Source organism: Falsiroseomonas sp. (assembly GCF_041690465.1).
In the GTDB taxonomy this organism is placed as follows: domain Bacteria; phylum Pseudomonadota; class Alphaproteobacteria; order Acetobacterales; family Acetobacteraceae; genus Falsiroseomonas.
The window spans coordinates 125,363-139,353 of the sequence record NZ_JAWLHG010000001.1; the positions used below are offsets into that span (position 1 = coordinate 125,363).

General features: G+C 72.7%; 16 protein-coding genes, 1 tRNA gene, 1 other RNA gene and 1 pseudogene. 9 read left to right on the forward strand and 10 right to left on the reverse strand.

All coding sequences use genetic code 11. From position 1 onward, the window contains the following. Nucleotides 1-189 precede the first annotated feature (189 nt). Complete coding sequence (locus ACESM1_RS00585) at nt 190-1,086, forward strand: prephenate dehydratase (protein WP_372616797.1); 897 nt, start codon at nt 190-192, stop codon at nt 1,084-1,086. Between the two features lie 18 nt (nt 1,087-1,104). Here the strand turns inward: ACESM1_RS00585 and ACESM1_RS00590 are convergent, their stop codons facing one another. The 3 genes from ACESM1_RS00590 to ACESM1_RS00600 all read right to left on the reverse strand — a co-directional run bounded on the left by ACESM1_RS00590 (nt 1,105) and on the right by ACESM1_RS00600 (nt 2,999). Then, nucleotides 1,105-1,425 (reverse strand): phosphoribosylamine--glycine ligase, encoded by a 321-nt coding sequence (locus ACESM1_RS00590; protein ID WP_372616798.1) that lies wholly within the window; start codon nt 1,423-1,425, stop codon nt 1,105-1,107. After that, nucleotides 1,422-2,351, reverse strand: coding sequence for an NAD(+) diphosphatase (nudC, locus tag ACESM1_RS00595; protein WP_372617309.1), 930 nt, complete (start codon nt 2,349-2,351; stop codon nt 1,422-1,424). Before nudC ends, ACESM1_RS00590 begins: the two co-directional genes overlap by 4 nt. 174 nt (nt 2,352-2,525) lie before the next feature. Further along, the gene (locus ACESM1_RS00600) at nt 2,526-2,999 is read right to left on the reverse strand and encodes a YHS domain-containing (seleno)protein (RefSeq protein WP_372616799.1); all 474 of its coding nucleotides are present in this window, start codon (nt 2,997-2,999) and stop codon (nt 2,526-2,528) included. A gap of 95 nt (nt 3,000-3,094) precedes the next feature. Between ACESM1_RS00600 and ffs the strand changes: the two genes are divergently transcribed. The 4 genes from ffs (at nt 3,095) to recR (ending at nt 6,334) form a co-directional block, all read left to right on the forward strand. Further along, an RNA gene (gene ffs, locus ACESM1_RS00605) (signal recognition particle sRNA small type) lies at nt 3,095-3,193 on the forward strand. A 67-nt stretch (nt 3,194-3,260) separates the two neighbouring features. Beyond that, entirely contained in the window at nt 3,261-5,288 is a 2,028-nt protein-coding gene (locus ACESM1_RS00610) for a DNA polymerase III subunit gamma/tau (protein WP_372616800.1), read from the forward strand. A 6-nt stretch (nt 5,289-5,294) separates the two neighbouring features. After that, on the forward strand, nt 5,295-5,627 hold the full coding sequence (locus tag ACESM1_RS00615) for a YbaB/EbfC family nucleoid-associated protein (protein WP_372616801.1): 333 nt from the start codon (nt 5,295-5,297) through the stop codon (nt 5,625-5,627). 113 nt (nt 5,628-5,740) lie between these two features. Beyond that, on the forward strand, nt 5,741-6,334 hold the full coding sequence (recR, locus tag ACESM1_RS00620) for a recombination mediator RecR (RefSeq protein WP_372616802.1): 594 nt from the start codon (nt 5,741-5,743) through the stop codon (nt 6,332-6,334). A 28-nt stretch (nt 6,335-6,362) separates the two neighbouring features. Here recR and ACESM1_RS00625 read toward each other — a convergent pair whose 3' ends face one another. Continuing rightward, a complete protein-coding gene (locus ACESM1_RS00625) occupies nt 6,363-6,872 on the reverse strand; it encodes a ferritin-like domain-containing protein (protein WP_372616803.1) in 510 nt (169 codons plus the stop codon). A 106-nt stretch (nt 6,873-6,978) separates the two neighbouring features. Between ACESM1_RS00625 and ACESM1_RS00630 the strand changes: the two genes are divergently transcribed. Both ACESM1_RS00630 and ACESM1_RS00635 read left to right on the forward strand, forming a co-directional pair. Then, nucleotides 6,979-7,055, forward strand: a tRNA-Arg gene (locus tag ACESM1_RS00630). A 5-nt stretch (nt 7,056-7,060) separates the two neighbouring features. Next, nucleotides 7,061-7,378: a hypothetical protein gene (locus ACESM1_RS00635; RefSeq protein ID WP_372616804.1), complete on the forward strand. Its 318-nt coding sequence runs from the start codon at nt 7,061-7,063 to the stop codon at nt 7,376-7,378. A gap of 114 nt (nt 7,379-7,492) precedes the next feature. Here the strand turns inward: ACESM1_RS00635 and ACESM1_RS00640 are convergent, their stop codons facing one another. The 4 genes and pseudogenes from ACESM1_RS00640 to ACESM1_RS00655 all read right to left on the reverse strand — a co-directional run. Beyond that, nucleotides 7,493-8,203 (reverse strand): TVP38/TMEM64 family protein, encoded by a 711-nt coding sequence (locus ACESM1_RS00640; RefSeq protein ID WP_372616805.1) that lies wholly within the window; start codon nt 8,201-8,203, stop codon nt 7,493-7,495. 11 nt (nt 8,204-8,214) lie between these two features. Beyond that, on the reverse strand, nt 8,215-9,684 hold the full coding sequence (locus tag ACESM1_RS00645) for a dihydrolipoyl dehydrogenase family protein (protein WP_372616806.1): 1,470 nt from the start codon (nt 9,682-9,684) through the stop codon (nt 8,215-8,217). Between the two features lie 63 nt (nt 9,685-9,747). Continuing rightward, entirely contained in the window at nt 9,748-10,272 is a 525-nt protein-coding gene (locus ACESM1_RS00650; protein WP_372616807.1) for a redoxin domain-containing protein, read from the reverse strand. Between the two features lie 62 nt (nt 10,273-10,334). Beyond that, nucleotides 10,335-10,583 (reverse strand): annotated as a pseudogene (locus ACESM1_RS00655) (glutathione S-transferase N-terminal domain-containing protein); the annotation flags it as partial. A 170-nt stretch (nt 10,584-10,753) separates the two neighbouring features. Here ACESM1_RS00655 and ACESM1_RS00660 point away from each other — a divergent pair. Then, nucleotides 10,754-11,281 carry a DUF302 domain-containing protein gene (locus ACESM1_RS00660; protein ID WP_372616808.1) on the forward strand — a complete coding sequence of 176 codons (528 nt, stop codon included), beginning with the start codon at nt 10,754-10,756 and terminating at the stop codon, nt 11,279-11,281. Between the two features lie 28 nt (nt 11,282-11,309). On the opposite strand, the gene ACESM1_RS00665 is transcribed toward ACESM1_RS00660, so the two are convergent. Beyond that, nucleotides 11,310-11,969, reverse strand: coding sequence for an NrsF family protein (locus ACESM1_RS00665; RefSeq protein WP_372616809.1), 660 nt, complete (start codon nt 11,967-11,969; stop codon nt 11,310-11,312). Between the two features lie 5 nt (nt 11,970-11,974). After that, nucleotides 11,975-12,550 (reverse strand): RNA polymerase sigma factor, encoded by a 576-nt coding sequence (locus ACESM1_RS00670; protein ID WP_372616810.1) that lies wholly within the window; start codon nt 12,548-12,550, stop codon nt 11,975-11,977. 258 nt (nt 12,551-12,808) lie between these two features. Between ACESM1_RS00670 and ACESM1_RS00675 the strand changes: the two genes are divergently transcribed. Beyond that, the gene (locus tag ACESM1_RS00675) at nt 12,809-13,969 is read left to right on the forward strand and encodes an OpgC family protein (protein ID WP_372616811.1); all 1,161 of its coding nucleotides are present in this window, start codon (nt 12,809-12,811) and stop codon (nt 13,967-13,969) included. The last annotated feature ends 22 nt before the right edge of the window (nt 13,970-13,991 follow it).

The window sequence follows — 13,991 nt, forward strand, 5'->3', positions numbered from 1 at the left end:
CGCAGCGCGCCCAAGGCGCCAGGGGCGCGGAGGAGCGTCGCCGGCGCGCGTGCCGCCGGGCTTGCGCCCCTGTCGCCGTGCCGTAAAACCGGGCGGAACATAGAGGCGGTACCGAAGCTCGACAACCCGGCCGCCTTCGCCTGGCGCCACCGATCGCACGACGCCGCCTTCGCCCTGCAGGATCCGCCAATGGACAGCCCCGCCACGACCACCCGCCCCGCCATCGCCGCGGAGGCGAGCAGGACAATCGCCTTTCAGGGCGTGCCGGGCGCCTATTCTGACCTGTCCTGCCGGCACGCCTATCCCGGCTGGGCCACCCTGCCCTGCGCCTCCTTCGAGGCGGCGATGCAGGCGGTGCGCGAGGGTCGCGCCGACCTGGCGATGCTGCCCTGCGAGAACTCGCTGGCCGGCCGGGTGCCCGACATCCACCGCCTGCTGCCCGATTCCGGCCTGCACGTGGTCGGCGAGCATTTCGAGCGGGTGGAGCACTGCCTGCTGGCCCCGAAGGGCGCAACCATCGGCTCGATCCGCCGCGCGCACAGCCACCCGGTCGCGCTCGGCCAGGTACTGAAGCTGCTGAAGGAGCTGGACCTGCAGCCGGTGATCGAGGCCGACACCGCCGGCGCCGCGGCGCTGATCGCCGAGCGCGGCTCCACCACCGACGCCGCCATCGCCAGCGAGCTCGCCGCCGAGATCTACGGGCTCGAGATCCTGCGGCGGAACGTGGAGGACGAGACGCACAACACCACGCGCTTCTACGTCATGTCGCGCACGCCGCTGCGGCCGCCCTATGGCGAGGGCAACTGGGTGACCAGCTTCGTCTTCCGCGTCCGCAACATCCCCGCCGCGCTCTACAAGGCGCTGGGCGGCTTCGCGACCAACGGCGTCAACATGACCAAGCTGGAGAGCTACATGGTCGGCGGGGCCTTCACCGCGACGCAGTTCCTGGCCGATGTGGACGGCCAGCCGGACGAGCCCGGCCTGAAGCGCGCGCTGGAGGAGCTGGCCTTCTTCTCCGCCGACCTGCGCGTCCTCGGCACCTACCCCGCGCACCCGTACCGGCTGGCGCAGCGGGAGGGGAACTGACGGCGGCTGCAGGTTCGGTCAGAAGTCGTCGAGGCGCCTGATCGGCTCGACGCCGCCGCCGCGCATCACGCCGCGGCGGCGCAGGCAGTCGCGGAAGGCGCGCTGCTCCGCCTCCTCCTGCATGCGGGCGATGCGGGCCATCTGGTTCACGTCGGTGAAGTTCTGCCGCCGCGCGATGTCCCGGCTCGAGATGCTGGCGCGCGCCTCCTCGCGGCAGGCGGCCACTTCGGGCGTCTCCGGCTGCGCCGGCGCGCGCGCGGTGGCCGCGCCACCGCCGCCGCAGGCGCCGAGCAGGAGCAGCGCCGGCAGCGCGAGCCAGGTCAGGGTCGGGCGCCTCATGCCGTGGCCTCCAGCCAGTCCTCGATCAGCCGCCGGGCGATGGAATCCACCCGCGGCAGGGAAAAGCCGTGCGCGGCATGGTTGCGCAGCTGGTCGCGGCTGAACCAGCGGGCGTCCTTCAGCTCCTCCGGGTCGATCGTGATCGCCTCGGTAAGGCCCTCGGCGTGGAAGCCGAGCATGATGGAGGAGGGGAAGGGCCAGGGCTGGGAGGAATGGTAGAGCACGTCACCCACCTCGATCCCGGCTTCCTCCTTCACCTCGCGGCGCACCGCCTCCTCCAGGCTTTCGCCGGGCTCCACGAAGCCGGCCAGAGTCGAGTACATCGCGGTGTTGGGGAAGCGGTGCGAATGGCCGAGAAGGCAGTGGTCCCCGCGCACCACCAGCATGATCACGGCAGGGTCGGTGCGCGGGAAGTGCTGGGTGTTGCAGCCGGTGCAGACCATGGCGTGACCGGCGCTGCGCGGCGTGCAGGGCGCGCCGCAGACGCCGCAGAAGCGGTGCCGCGTGCGCCAGTGCATCATGCCGCGCGCATGCGCCAGCACGCTGGCCTCGCCGGGCGGCAGCAGGCCGGCGACTTGGCGCAGGTCGGCGAAGGCGCCCATGCCCTCCGGCAGCAGCGGCAGCGGGTCCTCGGCGGCGGAGCAATCCACCGCGAAGATGGGCCGCCCGCCCCACAGGCCGAGGAAGGCCCAGGGGCCATCCTGCATGCGCACCGCCTCGGCCGCCGCGGCGGTCAGCAGCACGGCTTCCGGCTGCCCGGCCTCGAGCCCCTTCATCAGGCTGCGGCTGCGCCAGACCGGGGCGAACAGCGTCTCGGGATCGGCCAGCGCCTGATGGATCCAGTCCGCGTCCTCCCGCAGGTGGCCGGCGCGGTCGAGGGGGCTGCCGGTATAGGCATTGGGCCGGCTGGCGGGGATCGAGAGCATCGCCGCAGGATGTGCCACGCCCCCCGCGAACCGGCAACCGAGAGGCGTGGCGGCGCCGGCCTGGCCCGCGATCGCCCTGAGCGTGCACGCCGCAGGCCGGCACGCCAGGGCGTGAATCGCCGGCTCGAAAGGCCTGGACCCGAGTTGCCTGGAAACAGTCCGGGCAACTCGCGCCTAGCGCGCGGCCAGGCGCGGCCAGTTGGCGTCGGCGCGCGCGATCCGGCCGGGGATGTCGCCTTCCCAGATCCGCTGCGTGCGGCGATCGTAGTTGAGGAACAGGCGGCCTTCCACGATCCGCCAGGCGGCGGGGTCGATCGGCGCGGTGTAGCCCTCGCTGACCGCATAGGCGCAGAAGCCGCCATAGGCCGGGGCGTAGCGCGCCGGGTCGGCGGCGAAGCGGTCGCGGTTCGCGGCGGAAGCGAAACGCCAGGTGGCGCCGCCCCAGTCGTGGGTGAACTCTGCCCGGCCCGGCACCGGCCGCCCTTCGCTGAAGTAGGCGACCACGTCGGTGCCGCGCACGGCCAGGCCGTTCTCGGCGAAGATGCGCTGGGCACGGCCGGCGGCGGGCATCAGCACGGTGCCGAGCGGCACGCCCACCGTGGCACCGGCGAGCAGCAGTTGCGCGAGACGACGACGGGGCAGCTTCATGGCGCGTTCTCCTCGGCCCGTCCTTCGCCGCCTGGGGCGGGGAGGTTACGCGCCCCCCATTGGCGCCGGCTGCCGGAGGCCTCATATAGGTCGGCGGAAGGTCGGCGACGGACGTGCCCCTCGCCAACCCGGTCAGGCCCGGAAGGGAGCAGCCGTAACGAGTTCTCGCGCGGGTCGCGCGCCGGCCTTCCACCTGGCAGCCAGCGTGATTGCCCCTGGGTCCCGCGATCCGGGCCTTGGATCCCCACCCGGACAGCCCGCATGGCGAGCGACATCTTCGGCAATCCCCTCCCGCCCGAAACCGCAGCCGAGCGCGAGGAGGGGCTGCCCGAGCCACCGGCCGCGGACGGGCCGGGCCTGTTCGGCGAGGCGCTGGCTCCGACGCCTGCGCCTGCCATGGCCGAGGCCCCGATCTCCGCGGCGCCGGAGGCGCCGGACGCGGCGATCTCCACCGCGGCGCCGGAGGCGGCGACCTCCACCGCGGCGCCGGAGGCGCCGACGCCCTATCGCGTCCTCGCCCGCAAATACCGCCCCCGCAGCTTCGCCGACCTGATCGGCCAGGAGGCGCTGGTCCGCACGCTCCGCAACGCCTTCGCCCAGGGGCGCGTGCACCACGCCTTCATGCTCACCGGCGTCCGCGGCGTGGGCAAGACCACCACCGCCCGCATCATCGCCCGCGCGCTGAACTGCATCGGGCCCGACGGCCAGGGCGGCCCGACGCCCGATCCTTGCGGCGTGTGTCCGGAATGCCGCGCCATCCTCGCCGACCGCCACCCGGACGTGCAGGAGCTCGACGCCGCCAGCTCCAACTCCGTGGACGACGTGCGGGAGCTGCGCGAGCGGCTGCGCTTCCGCCCCGCCCAGGGCCGCTTCAAGGTGATCATCCTGGACGAGGTGCACATGCTCTCGTCCGCCGCCTTCAACGCGCTGCTGAAGACGCTGGAGGAGCCGCCGCCGGACGTGAAGTTCATGCTGGCGACCACCGAGCTGCGCAAGGTGCCGGCCACCATCCTCTCGCGCTGCCAGACCTTCCATCTGCGCCGCGTGCCGCAGGAGGTGCTGCGCGCGCACTTCGCCCGCATCTGCGATCTTGAAGGCGTGTCCGCCGAGCCGGAAGGGCTGGCGTTGATCGCCCGCGCCGCCGACGGTTCGGTGCGCGACGGCCTTTCCATCCTCGACCAGGCGATCGCGCTGGCGGGCGGCGGCGGCGTTGGTGCCGACAGCGTGCGGGAGATGCTCGGCCTCGCCGACCGCGCGCTGGCGCTGACGCTGATGGAGGCGCTGATGGGCGGCGACATCGCCGCCGCGCTGGCGGTCTCGGCGCAGGCGCATGAGCGCGGCACCGATCCGGGGGTGGTGCTCTCGGACCTGCTGGCGCTGACGCATCTGCTCTCCCGCCTGAAGACCATCCCGGACCTGCGCCGCGATCCCTCGCTGACCGAGGATGAGCGCGGCCGGGGCGCGGCGCTGGCCGACCGGCTCTCCATCCCGGTGCTGGCGCGCGCCTGGCAGATGCTGCTGAAGGGAGCGCAGGAAGTGGCGCAGGACGGCGTGGACCGCCGCGCCGCCGCCGAGATGGTGCTGATCCGCCTGGCGCATGCCGCCGACCTGCCGACGCCGGGCGACCTGGTGCGGCGCCTCGCCGAGCAGGGCGCACAGCCCGGTCCGGCGCCGAGCGCTCCGGGACCCTCGGGGGGTGGCCTGCGCGCCGTAGCCGGCGGGGGCGCGGGCGGCGGAGCGATGGCCGCCCCGGCGGTGCCCGCAACCGCGCCGATGGCCGCGCCCGCGCCGGCCCAGCCCGGCTCCTGGCGGGAGGTGGTGGCGCTCGCCTCCGGCCGGCAGCCGCTGCTGCATGCGCATCTGGTGCACAGCGTGCACCCCGTCCGCATCGCGCCCGGCCGCATCGAGATGCGCACGCGCCCCGACGCGCCGCGCGATCTTGCGCAGCAGCTCGTCGCCCTGCTGCAGCAGGCGACCGGCACGCGCTGGACGGTCTCCCTGGTCAACGAAGGCGGCGAGCCCACTCTCGCCGAGCAGGGCCGCACGGCGGAGCAGGACCGGCTTTCGATTGCGCGCAGCCACCCGCTGGTGCAGGCGGTGCTGCATGCCTTCCCGGGTGCCACGATCGAGCTGGTGCGCGACGCCTCGCTCGACGTGTACGGGCTCCCGCCGCCTTCCGTGGTGGCCGATGAGGGGCGCGATTTCGCACCGCCCGAGGCCGAGCCCGTCGGGCCGGACGCCTATCTCCGCGAGCCCGAAGGGCTCGACGACATCACCGAAGAGGACTGAGACGCCATGAAGAATCTCGGCAACATGCTGAAGCAGGCGCAGCAGATGCAGACGCGCATGCAGGAGATGCAGGCGAAGCTCGAGGCGATGGAGGTCGAGGGCGCCTCGGGCGCCGGCATGGTGAAGGTGCTGCTCTCCGGCAAGGGCGACCTGCGGCGCGTCGCCATCGACCCCTCGCTGATGGCGCCCGACGAGAAGGAGGTGCTGGAGGACCTGCTGGTCGCCGCCCATGCCGACGCCAAGCAGAAGGTCGAGGCGACGATGGCCGAGGAGATGCAGAAGGCCACCGCCGGGATGAACATCCCCGGTGGCCTCGGCGGACTGAAGCTGCCGTTCTAGCGCGGGTCAGGGCCGCGCAAGCGGCCCGCGCGCAGACCGACCTTCCGGCCGGGCGCATCAGCGCGTCACGCCAAGGGCGTGCCCGCGGCACGACGCCCGGCGCATGAGGACACATGGACAACGATCCCATCGAGCGGCTGATCGGCCTTTTGGCGAAGACGCCCGGCCTCGGCCGGCGCAGTGCGCGGCGCGCGGTGCTGCGCATGCTGATGCGCCCGCATGAGACGATGCTGCCGCTGGCCGAGGCGCTGACCGAAGCCGCCCGCGCGGTGCAGCCCTGCGGCATCTGCGGCAATCTCGACGCGCAGAATCCCTGCGGCATCTGCCGCGATCCGCAGCGCGACCGGCACTTGGTCTGCGTGGTGGAGGGTGTCGCCGAACTCTGGGCGCTGGAGCGCGCGCATGCGCATCGCGGGCTCTATCACGTGCTGGGCGGCGTGCTCTCGCCGCTGGGCGGAATCGGGCCGGAGGATCTCTCGATCCAGCCGCTGCTCTCGCGCATTGCGGCAGGCGGCGTGGAGGAGGTGATCGTGGCGCTGCCGGCGACGGTGGATGGCAGCGCGACGGCGCACTACCTCACCGACCGGCTGAAGCCGACCGGCGTGGCGGTGACGCGGCTGGCGCAGGGCGTGCCGATGGGTGGCGCGCTCGACGTGCTCGACGAAGGCACGCTCGCCGCCGCGCTCAGGGCGCGACGGCCGGTTTGATCGCCCTCGGGCGCCAAGTATAGCCGGTTCAGACGCCGGACTTCATGCCCTGCGATTCGAGCTGCATGTAGCGGCGGATCGTCGGGCTGAGGTGCTGGTCGATCCATTCCGCCATGCGCTTCTCCTCGTTCAGGCTCTGCTCGAGCAGGCGCGGGGAGGCGCCGTCGCCGGCCGCCTCGGCCATCTCGATCAGCGCGCGGTAAGAGGCGATCTCGAAATGCTCGAAGGCGTAGTTGGCGAAGGTGTTCTTCACCACCTCGTCCTGCATCATGGCGTGCTGCATCGCCGCCACGTTCCCCATGATGGAGGTGCCCATGTCCTTCAGCGAGGAGTGGGAGGTACCGAGGCTCTGCAGGATCTGCTCGACCCGCTCCTGCTGCCGCCGGCTTTCCTCGGCGTGCTCGCGCAGGCGTTCGCGCATCTCCGGGTAGTTCTCCAGCCGTTCGACCTGGCGCTGGCAGAGCTGGATGGCCTGGGCTTCCAATGCATGGGCGTTCTGGAGGCCGGTGATGTAGATGTCGCGGATACTGGTGGCCATGGGGTGGGTTCCTCGCGCTGGGGTCACGCGTCGGGGAACGGCGCCCGCCTTGCCCGGTTCCGCACCCCTCGCACCGGCCGGCTGGCTTATGCTATGTCCCCCGCGGGTTCCCGTAGCTCAGCTGGATAGAGCACCAGATTCCTAATCTGGGGGCCGTGGGTTCGAATCCCGCCGGGAACACCACCGCCATGTGGGCGGCAGACCTGGACCCGACCGCATCGCCAGGAGCCCGGCCATCGGCCGTCTGTTCCGGCCATAAACGCATCGCCAGGGCCATGCGCTGCGGCTGCTCGACGCAGAGGGACATCTGCCGGCGTCGTCGCGCTTCTTTCCCGCGCCGCCGCTTCTTCGAGCAAGCCATGGCGCTGGAGGCACATGACCCCGTCGTCGATGTCGGGATGCGGCAGCCAACCGGCTGCGAGGCGCTGGTGCGTTGGCATCGCGCCGGCTACAGCCGGCTGATCGGCCCGGCGGAGTTCATCCCATCGGCGAGGAGACCGGCCTGATCAGGCAGCCCGGCGAGCTGGTGCTGCGCCGCGCGCCTGCGCGGTCGCGGCCGGCGGGAAGGACGAGTCGCTGCGGCTGACGGCGAATGCCTCCCCCGCCCAGGTCGCGCCGTGTCAGCCGCGTGCGAAGCGCGCCTTCAGCGGGATGGCGGCAAGCGAAAGCGCCGCCAGCCCGAGCAGCGCCGCGAGGATTTCCGTGCTGAGCACGGCGCGCGCATCGAACTCTCCGCCCATCGCCAGCACATCGCCCAGGCCCGACCCGGCAAGGCTGAACACCGCCGTGCCCGGCAGGATGCCGAAGGCGGTGGTGAGCAGGTAGGTGCCCAGCCGCACGCCCACGAAGGCCGGCACCAGGTTCACCAGGAAGAAGGGGAACAACGGCACCAGGCGCAGCACCAGCAGGTAGGAGGCGGCGTTGCGGCGGATGCCCTCGCCCAGAAGCTGTGCCTTGGGGCCGAGCCGGTCGAGCGCATCCTCGCCCGCCAGGCGGCGTGCGAAGAGGAACACCAGCACCGCGCCGGTGGTCGCCCCCAGCACGGTCAGCGCCGTGCCGCCCGCCGCGCCGAACAGGAATCCGCCGGAAAGCGTGAGGAACAGCGCGCCGGGCAGCGAGAAGGCGACCGTCGCGACATAGATCGCGACATAGGCCAGGGCTGCCAGCACGCCATTCGCCGCGACGAAGGCCGACAGCGCCTCCCGGTGCCGCGCCAGCGTCTCCAGCGAGAGATGATCGGCGAGGCCGGTCGCGCGCAGCGCGACGATCGCGGCGACCACGCCGGCACCGATCCAGACCCGCCGGTCGCGCAGGGCGCAGCGGAGTGACATGGCGGCCCTCCTCACGGCAGGAAGCGCTGGATCAGCCCGACCAGCGCGCGGGTGCGCGGGCCGAACAGCGCCGGGGTGTAGAAGCCGCCCGCGGCGCGCTTCGAGATCTCGGACATCGTGGGGTAGGGCGCAAGCGAGGAGGCGATGGCGCCGATCTTCAGCTTCTGCTGGATCGCCAGCCCCCAGGTGCCGATCATCTCGCCCGCACGCGGCGCGACGATGGTCGCACCGAGGATCCGCCCGCGTCGGCCGAGCACCACCTTGATCAGCCCCTCCGTCGCGCGTTCCGCCTGTGCGCGGTCGTTGCCCGACAGCGGCTGGGAGAGGATGGAGACCTCATGGCCGGGGGCACGCGCATCGGCCTCGGTCAGGCCGACATGGGCGAGTTCGGGATCGGCATAGGTCACCCAGGGCAATGCGGCGTAATCCGTCTTCGCCGGCAGGCCGAACAGCGCGTTCCGGATGACGATGCCGGCATGGTAGCCCGCGACATGGGTGAACTGCGGCCCACCGGCAACGTCGCCGATCGCGAAGACATGGCGGTTGCTGCTGCGCAGCCCGGCATCCACGGTGATGCCGCGCGGCGTCACCTCGACCCCGGCTGCCTCGAGCCCCAGCCCGGCGGTGTTCGGGCGGCGGCCGGCGGCGACCAGCAGATGCGTGCCGATCAGCGTCGTGCCATCGGCGAATTGCACCTCGACGCCGTTGCCGGCACGTCGTGTGGCGGCGACCTGTGCGCCTTCCTGAAGCGCGATGCCCTCGCGCAGCAGCGCGGCGCGCAGGATCGCCACCGCTTCCGGCTCATCCTTCGGCAGGATGCTCGCGCGCTCCAGCACCGTCACGCTGGCGCCGAGGCGGCGGAAGGCCTGCGCCATCTCGATGCCGATCGGGCCGCCGCCGAGCACGATCAGGTGCTCCGGCAGGTCGGTGAGGTCGAACACGCTCTCGTTCGTCAGGTGCGGCGTCTCGGCCAGGCCGGGCACCGGCGGCAGCGCGGCGGAAGAACCGGTGGCGACCACGAAGCGCCGCGCGCGGATGCGCTTTCCGTCGGCCTCCACCTCACGCGGGCCGGTGAAGCGTGCGGCGGCGCGGATCACGGTGACACCGAGCCCTTCGAAGCGTTCCACCGAATCGTGCGGCGCGATGGCGGCGATGACGCCGTGCACATGCGCGTGGACGCGGGTGAAATCCACCGCCGGCTCATGCCCGTTGACGCCGAAGCGCCCGGCATGACGCACCACATCGGCAGCGTGCGCGGCGGCGAGCAGCGCCTTCGAGGGCACGCAGCCGGTGTTGAGGCAGTCGCCGCCCATGCGGTGCTTCTCGATCAGCACCACGGAAGCGCCCATCTGCACCGCGCCGGCGGCGACGGAGAGCCCGCCGGAGCCCGCGCCGATGATGCAGAGATCAGCTTGCAGCACGCCGTCGCGCAGGACGGGGCGACGCGCGGGCCCGAGCGTGGGGGGATGTGTCTCGGTCATCGGGCGTCCTCTCGGTCTCGGGCATCGCTTCGCCCCGATGCCCGGCCGGGTTACGCCCGCCGATCAGCCGGCATGGGTGCCGCGGATCGGATAACCCAGATCCTGGATGCGCTTCGCGCCGCGCGCGATCGCAGCCAGGTCCGGCCGGGCCCAGGGCGCGTTGGAGATGTCGAGCACCTGCACCGCCCCATCGGGGTTGATCAGGAACAGGCCCGGCTCCGCGAAGGGCCGGTCGGTCTCCTGCGGCGAGCGCGGGTCGGAGACATAGAGGCCGAGCTCGCGCATCTGCGCGACGGAAAGATCGTGCCCCACCGGGAAGCGCCAGCCGAATTCCGCAACGTCCGCCGCGGCCTTCTCGGCCGGGTCGGCGGAGACCGCCATCACCTGCACCCCGGCGGCGGCGAACTCCTCCATCAGCGTGTCGAGCGTGCCGAGATAGGGCTTGCACAGCGGGCAGTGCCTGCCGCGATAGACCACCAGCAGCCGCCAGCCCTCCATCGCGGCGGGCGCGATCTCGCCACCGCCGAGGCGCGGTAGGGCGATGGCGGGGAAGGGCGCACCGGCGGCGAGCTTCGTTGCTTTTGACATCTGCATCTCTCCTTGCATCAGCCGGCGCGCACGGTGGCGGCGGCCTGGCCGAACAGCAGCGCGGCGGTGTCAGCGAGGTTGAGCAGGATCGCGCCGCTCTCGCACAGCGGCACCGGCGCGCCGCCACAGGCGGGGGCGTGGTCCACGATGGCGGGAATGCGGTTGTCGGGCGCGATCGCCAGGAAGGCCGGCGTGAATTGCTCGCCCTTGGAGGTCTTCACCGGGATGATGCGGCAGGGCAGCCCCGCCTCTTCCAGGAACACCGTCGCCTTGTGGCCGTTCGGCGTGGTCCAGTGGTGCAGATCGATCACCAGGGTGGCTCCGGCTTGACGGGGCGTGCAGCAATGCGCCTATTCTATAGCGAATGATATAGAACGACGTTCCACCCCCGCAAGCCCGGCGTCCAGGCCGGGCCACGCGGCGAAGTCGCTACGGAGCCTGCCCGCGACCTGCCGGACCGCCACACCCGAAGGAGACCGCCATGCCGAACGCCGGACCCATCACGACCCGCCGCGCAAGCCGCTTCGGACCGCCGGCCTGGCCCGGCGCCATCCTGTTGCTGCTCGCCGTCCTCACCACGCCGGCCGCCGCACTGGCGCAGGCGCCGACCGAGGGGCTCGTCACCACGCCGAGCGCGCACGCACACCGCGCCACGCTGGACCGCTTCGCCGAGGCGGTGCGCGCCGCCGGCTGGAAGGTGTTCGCCGAGGTGGACCACGCCGCCGCGGCGCGCGAGGCCGGGATGCAGCTGCGCCCGCGCAGCGTGGTGTTGTTCGGCAACCCGCGCGCCGGCACGCCCGGCATGGCGGCTCGCCCGACGCTTGCGCTCGACCTGCCGATGCGCGTGCTGGTGTGGGAGGATGATGCCGGCCGCGCCTTCGTGACGCGCAGCACCGGCGCGGACCTGGCCACGCGCGTCTTCGCCCGCCACGGCGTCACCGTTCCCGCCGAGGGGCAGGCCAGCACGGAAGCCTTCCTGGCCGGCCTGGTCCGCCGCGCGACGGAATAGCCCTCGGGCGGGGCGGCCGGCGCCGTCTCTACGCCGGTGCGGCCGCCTCCTCCGCCCGCATCACCCGCGGGCCGAGGAAGGTGGCGACCAGCGTCACCACCAGCACCGCCAGGCCGTGCCAGACCAGCACCATCACCGCCGCATTCAGGTGATGGATCGCGGAAAGCCCTACGCTGGCGAGCGCCGCGGCGGAGAGTCCGCCAAGGGCGGCAACCGGCGTCGGGCGCAGCGGCGCGGCGTGGCGCGCCAGCCACAGCATCCCCATCGTCAGCGGCACGCCGAGGCCGGCGATGAAGGCCAGGCACGGATAGCTGGTGGTCAGCCGCAGCCCCTCCGGCCCGAACCGCGCCAGGTCCTGCAGGCAGCCCCAGCCCATGGTGGCAAGCCAGGCCACCACCGCCGGCAGCGGCAGCAGCGCCCAGCGCTGGTCGCGGTCCGGCAACGCCAGCTCGAAGGCGGCGAAGGCGGCCAGCAGGCCGGTCGCAAGCGCGGCGATCAGCTGCGGCAGGTCGAAGCCGGAAGCGAGCCGCTGCGCCAAGTCGTGGCGCAGGCCGAACACGGCGATCGCCGCGCCGATCACGCCCCCGGCCAGCAGCAGCCACACCGCCGTGGACTTCGCGGGATGCCAGACGCGCCGCACCGGACGGAGGCCGGCGGCGAGCTGGGTGATCAGGTCTTCGCTCCGCATCTCCGTCACTCCTCCACGCCGAACCGGCGCCGCAGCGAACGCAGCGCGCGATGCGTCGCGACCTTGAGGGCCCCCACGCTCATGCCCGACCTGCTGCTGGCCTCGGCGAGCGACAGATCCTCGATCTTGGTCAGGCCGAGCGCGGTGCGCTGCGCCTGCGGCAGATCCTCGACCGCCCGGCGCAGCTCCACCGCGGCGCGGCGCGAATCCAGCTCGGCATCGGCGGCGCGCTCGGGCGTCGCCACATCCATCGCCGCCTCCAGGTCCACCTCCCGCAGGCTGGTGCGACCGCGGCGGCGGCCGCGATCCACTGCCCGCCGCTCCGCGATCGCCGCCAGCCAGGGGCGGAAGGGGCGCGAGGGATCGTAGGTGTGGCGGACCCGGTGGATGGTCAGCAGCGCATCCTGCGCCGCATCCTCGGCGTCGGAAGGATCGCGCAGCCGGGCGCGGCAGATCGCGCGCAGCAGCGGCAGGCAATCGCGCAGCAGGGTTTCATAGGCGCGCGCATCGCCCGCCTGCGCAGCCGCCATGAGCTGCGACCAGCGCAGGTCACGCGCGTCGCGTTCGGCGATCGGCATCATGGCGGGCAGGCCCACCGATGTACACGGCGCAATGGCATCTGACATGCGCAGGCTACCCCAATGCCATCGGTCCGCGCGAGCCTTGCCGAGGCCCGGTGCGCGTGACCATTCCGGGAATTCGCTGCGCGGCGGGGAAGGTTACGCCGGCGCGCCGGGAAATGACGGGGCCGGACACGGAAGGGTGAGCGGGGATTCGGCGGGCGTAACCCGGCTGGCGCTTCCGGCGAAGCATCCCAGGTTCCCTGCCGGAGGTCGGCCTTGCCCTGGACGAAAGCGCCACAGCGCAGCGCGGCGGTCGCCGGCCGCCCTTCTTCCCTGCGCCCGCCGCCGCGGGACACCAGGCTCGACATCGTGCGGGGCTGGATGCAGGTCTCGATCTTCATCTCGCATGTGGTGGGGACCGGCTTTGCCTGGGGCATCCATGCCGCCTGGGGGCTTTCCGACAGCTCCGAGCAGTTCGTCTTCCTGTCCGGCCTCGGGCTCGGCTCGGTCTTCGCGCTGAAATCGGCGCGCGACGGCTTCGGCGCCGCGCGCGCCGACCTCGCCGGCCGCACCCTGCACCTCTACCGTATGCACCTGATGGTCGTCGCGTTGTTCGCCGCGCTGGTTCTGGCGGCGGAGATGTGGCTGCCGCTGCCGGGCGAGGTCGCCCGCCTCGGCTGGAGCTGGCTGACCGAGGCGCCGTGGTTCGCCGTGCCCGCCGCGGCGACCATGCTGTGGCAGCCGGAATTCATGGGCATCCTGTCGGTCTTCGTCTGGTGCATGCTGCTGCTGCCGCCCTTCATGTGGCTGACGGAGCGGGCCGGCGCCTGGGCATTGCTGGTGCCGGCGGCGCTCTATGCCGCGGTGCAGGCCGGGCTGATCGCCACACCGGGCCTCGGCGGCACCGAGATCGCCTTCGACCCGCTTGCCTGGCAGGCGCTGTTCATGACCGGCGCCTGGCTCGGCCGCCGCGCACTGATGACCGGTGAGGCGGTGCCCCGCCGCGGCTGGATGATGGCCGCCGCCAGCGTCGTGGTCGTCTACGGCTTCTGGGTGCAACTGGTGGTGCACGGCTTCGTCGCCGGGCCGGAGGACGCCATCGAGGCGTTGTACGGCAAGACGGTGCTGGCACCGGCGCGGCTGGTTCACGCCCTGGCGCTGGCCTACCTGGTCGCCGTGCTGGTCCCGCGCGAGGCCGCCTGGATGCGCGCCGCGCCGGCGGCGATGCTGGCGATGATAGGGCGTCACAGCCTGAACGTGTTCTGCGCCGGCCTCTTCCTCTCCTGGGCGGCCTCCACGATGCTGGCGCGGTGGCCGGGGCATGCGGGCTGGCTCGATCCGCTGCTGATAGCCGGGGGCACCGCCGTGCTGGTGCTGGTGGCGCTGGCCTCGGAGCGCCGCCGGATGCGCCTGCGGCCGGCGCGCGCGGCGGCCTGACCGCCGCCGCCCGGAACCTTCC

What these genes read in the sequence shown, in the direction of transcription:
- ACESM1_RS00585 (WP_372616797.1), top strand. Translation starts at nt 190, where the DNA reads ATGGACAGCCCCGCCACGACCACCCGCCCCGCCATCGCCGCGGAGGCG.
- ACESM1_RS00590 (WP_372616798.1), bottom strand. Translation starts at nt 1,425, where the DNA reads ATGAGGCGCCCGACCCTGACCTGGCTCGCGCTGCCGGCGCTGCTCCTG.
- nudC (WP_372617309.1), bottom strand. Translation starts at nt 2,351, where the DNA reads ATGCTCTCGATCCCCGCCAGCCGGCCCAATGCCTATACCGGCAGCCCC.
- ACESM1_RS00600 (WP_372616799.1), bottom strand. Translation starts at nt 2,999, where the DNA reads ATGAAGCTGCCCCGTCGTCGTCTCGCGCAACTGCTGCTCGCCGGTGCC.
- ACESM1_RS00610 (WP_372616800.1), top strand. Translation starts at nt 3,261, where the DNA reads ATGGCGAGCGACATCTTCGGCAATCCCCTCCCGCCCGAAACCGCAGCC.
- ACESM1_RS00615 (WP_372616801.1), top strand. Translation starts at nt 5,295, where the DNA reads ATGAAGAATCTCGGCAACATGCTGAAGCAGGCGCAGCAGATGCAGACG.
- recR (WP_372616802.1), top strand. Translation starts at nt 5,741, where the DNA reads ATGGACAACGATCCCATCGAGCGGCTGATCGGCCTTTTGGCGAAGACG.
- ACESM1_RS00625 (WP_372616803.1), bottom strand. Translation starts at nt 6,872, where the DNA reads ATGGCCACCAGTATCCGCGACATCTACATCACCGGCCTCCAGAACGCC.
- ACESM1_RS00635 (WP_372616804.1), top strand. Translation starts at nt 7,061, where the DNA reads ATGTGGGCGGCAGACCTGGACCCGACCGCATCGCCAGGAGCCCGGCCA.
- ACESM1_RS00640 (WP_372616805.1), bottom strand. Translation starts at nt 8,203, where the DNA reads ATGTCACTCCGCTGCGCCCTGCGCGACCGGCGGGTCTGGATCGGTGCC.
- ACESM1_RS00645 (WP_372616806.1), bottom strand. Translation starts at nt 9,684, where the DNA reads ATGACCGAGACACATCCCCCCACGCTCGGGCCCGCGCGTCGCCCCGTC.
- ACESM1_RS00650 (WP_372616807.1), bottom strand. Translation starts at nt 10,272, where the DNA reads ATGTCAAAAGCAACGAAGCTCGCCGCCGGTGCGCCCTTCCCCGCCATC.
- ACESM1_RS00660 (WP_372616808.1), top strand. Translation starts at nt 10,754, where the DNA reads ATGCCGAACGCCGGACCCATCACGACCCGCCGCGCAAGCCGCTTCGGA.
- ACESM1_RS00665 (WP_372616809.1), bottom strand. Translation starts at nt 11,969, where the DNA reads ATGCGGAGCGAAGACCTGATCACCCAGCTCGCCGCCGGCCTCCGTCCG.
- ACESM1_RS00670 (WP_372616810.1), bottom strand. Translation starts at nt 12,550, where the DNA reads ATGATGCCGATCGCCGAACGCGACGCGCGTGACCTGCGCTGGTCGCAG.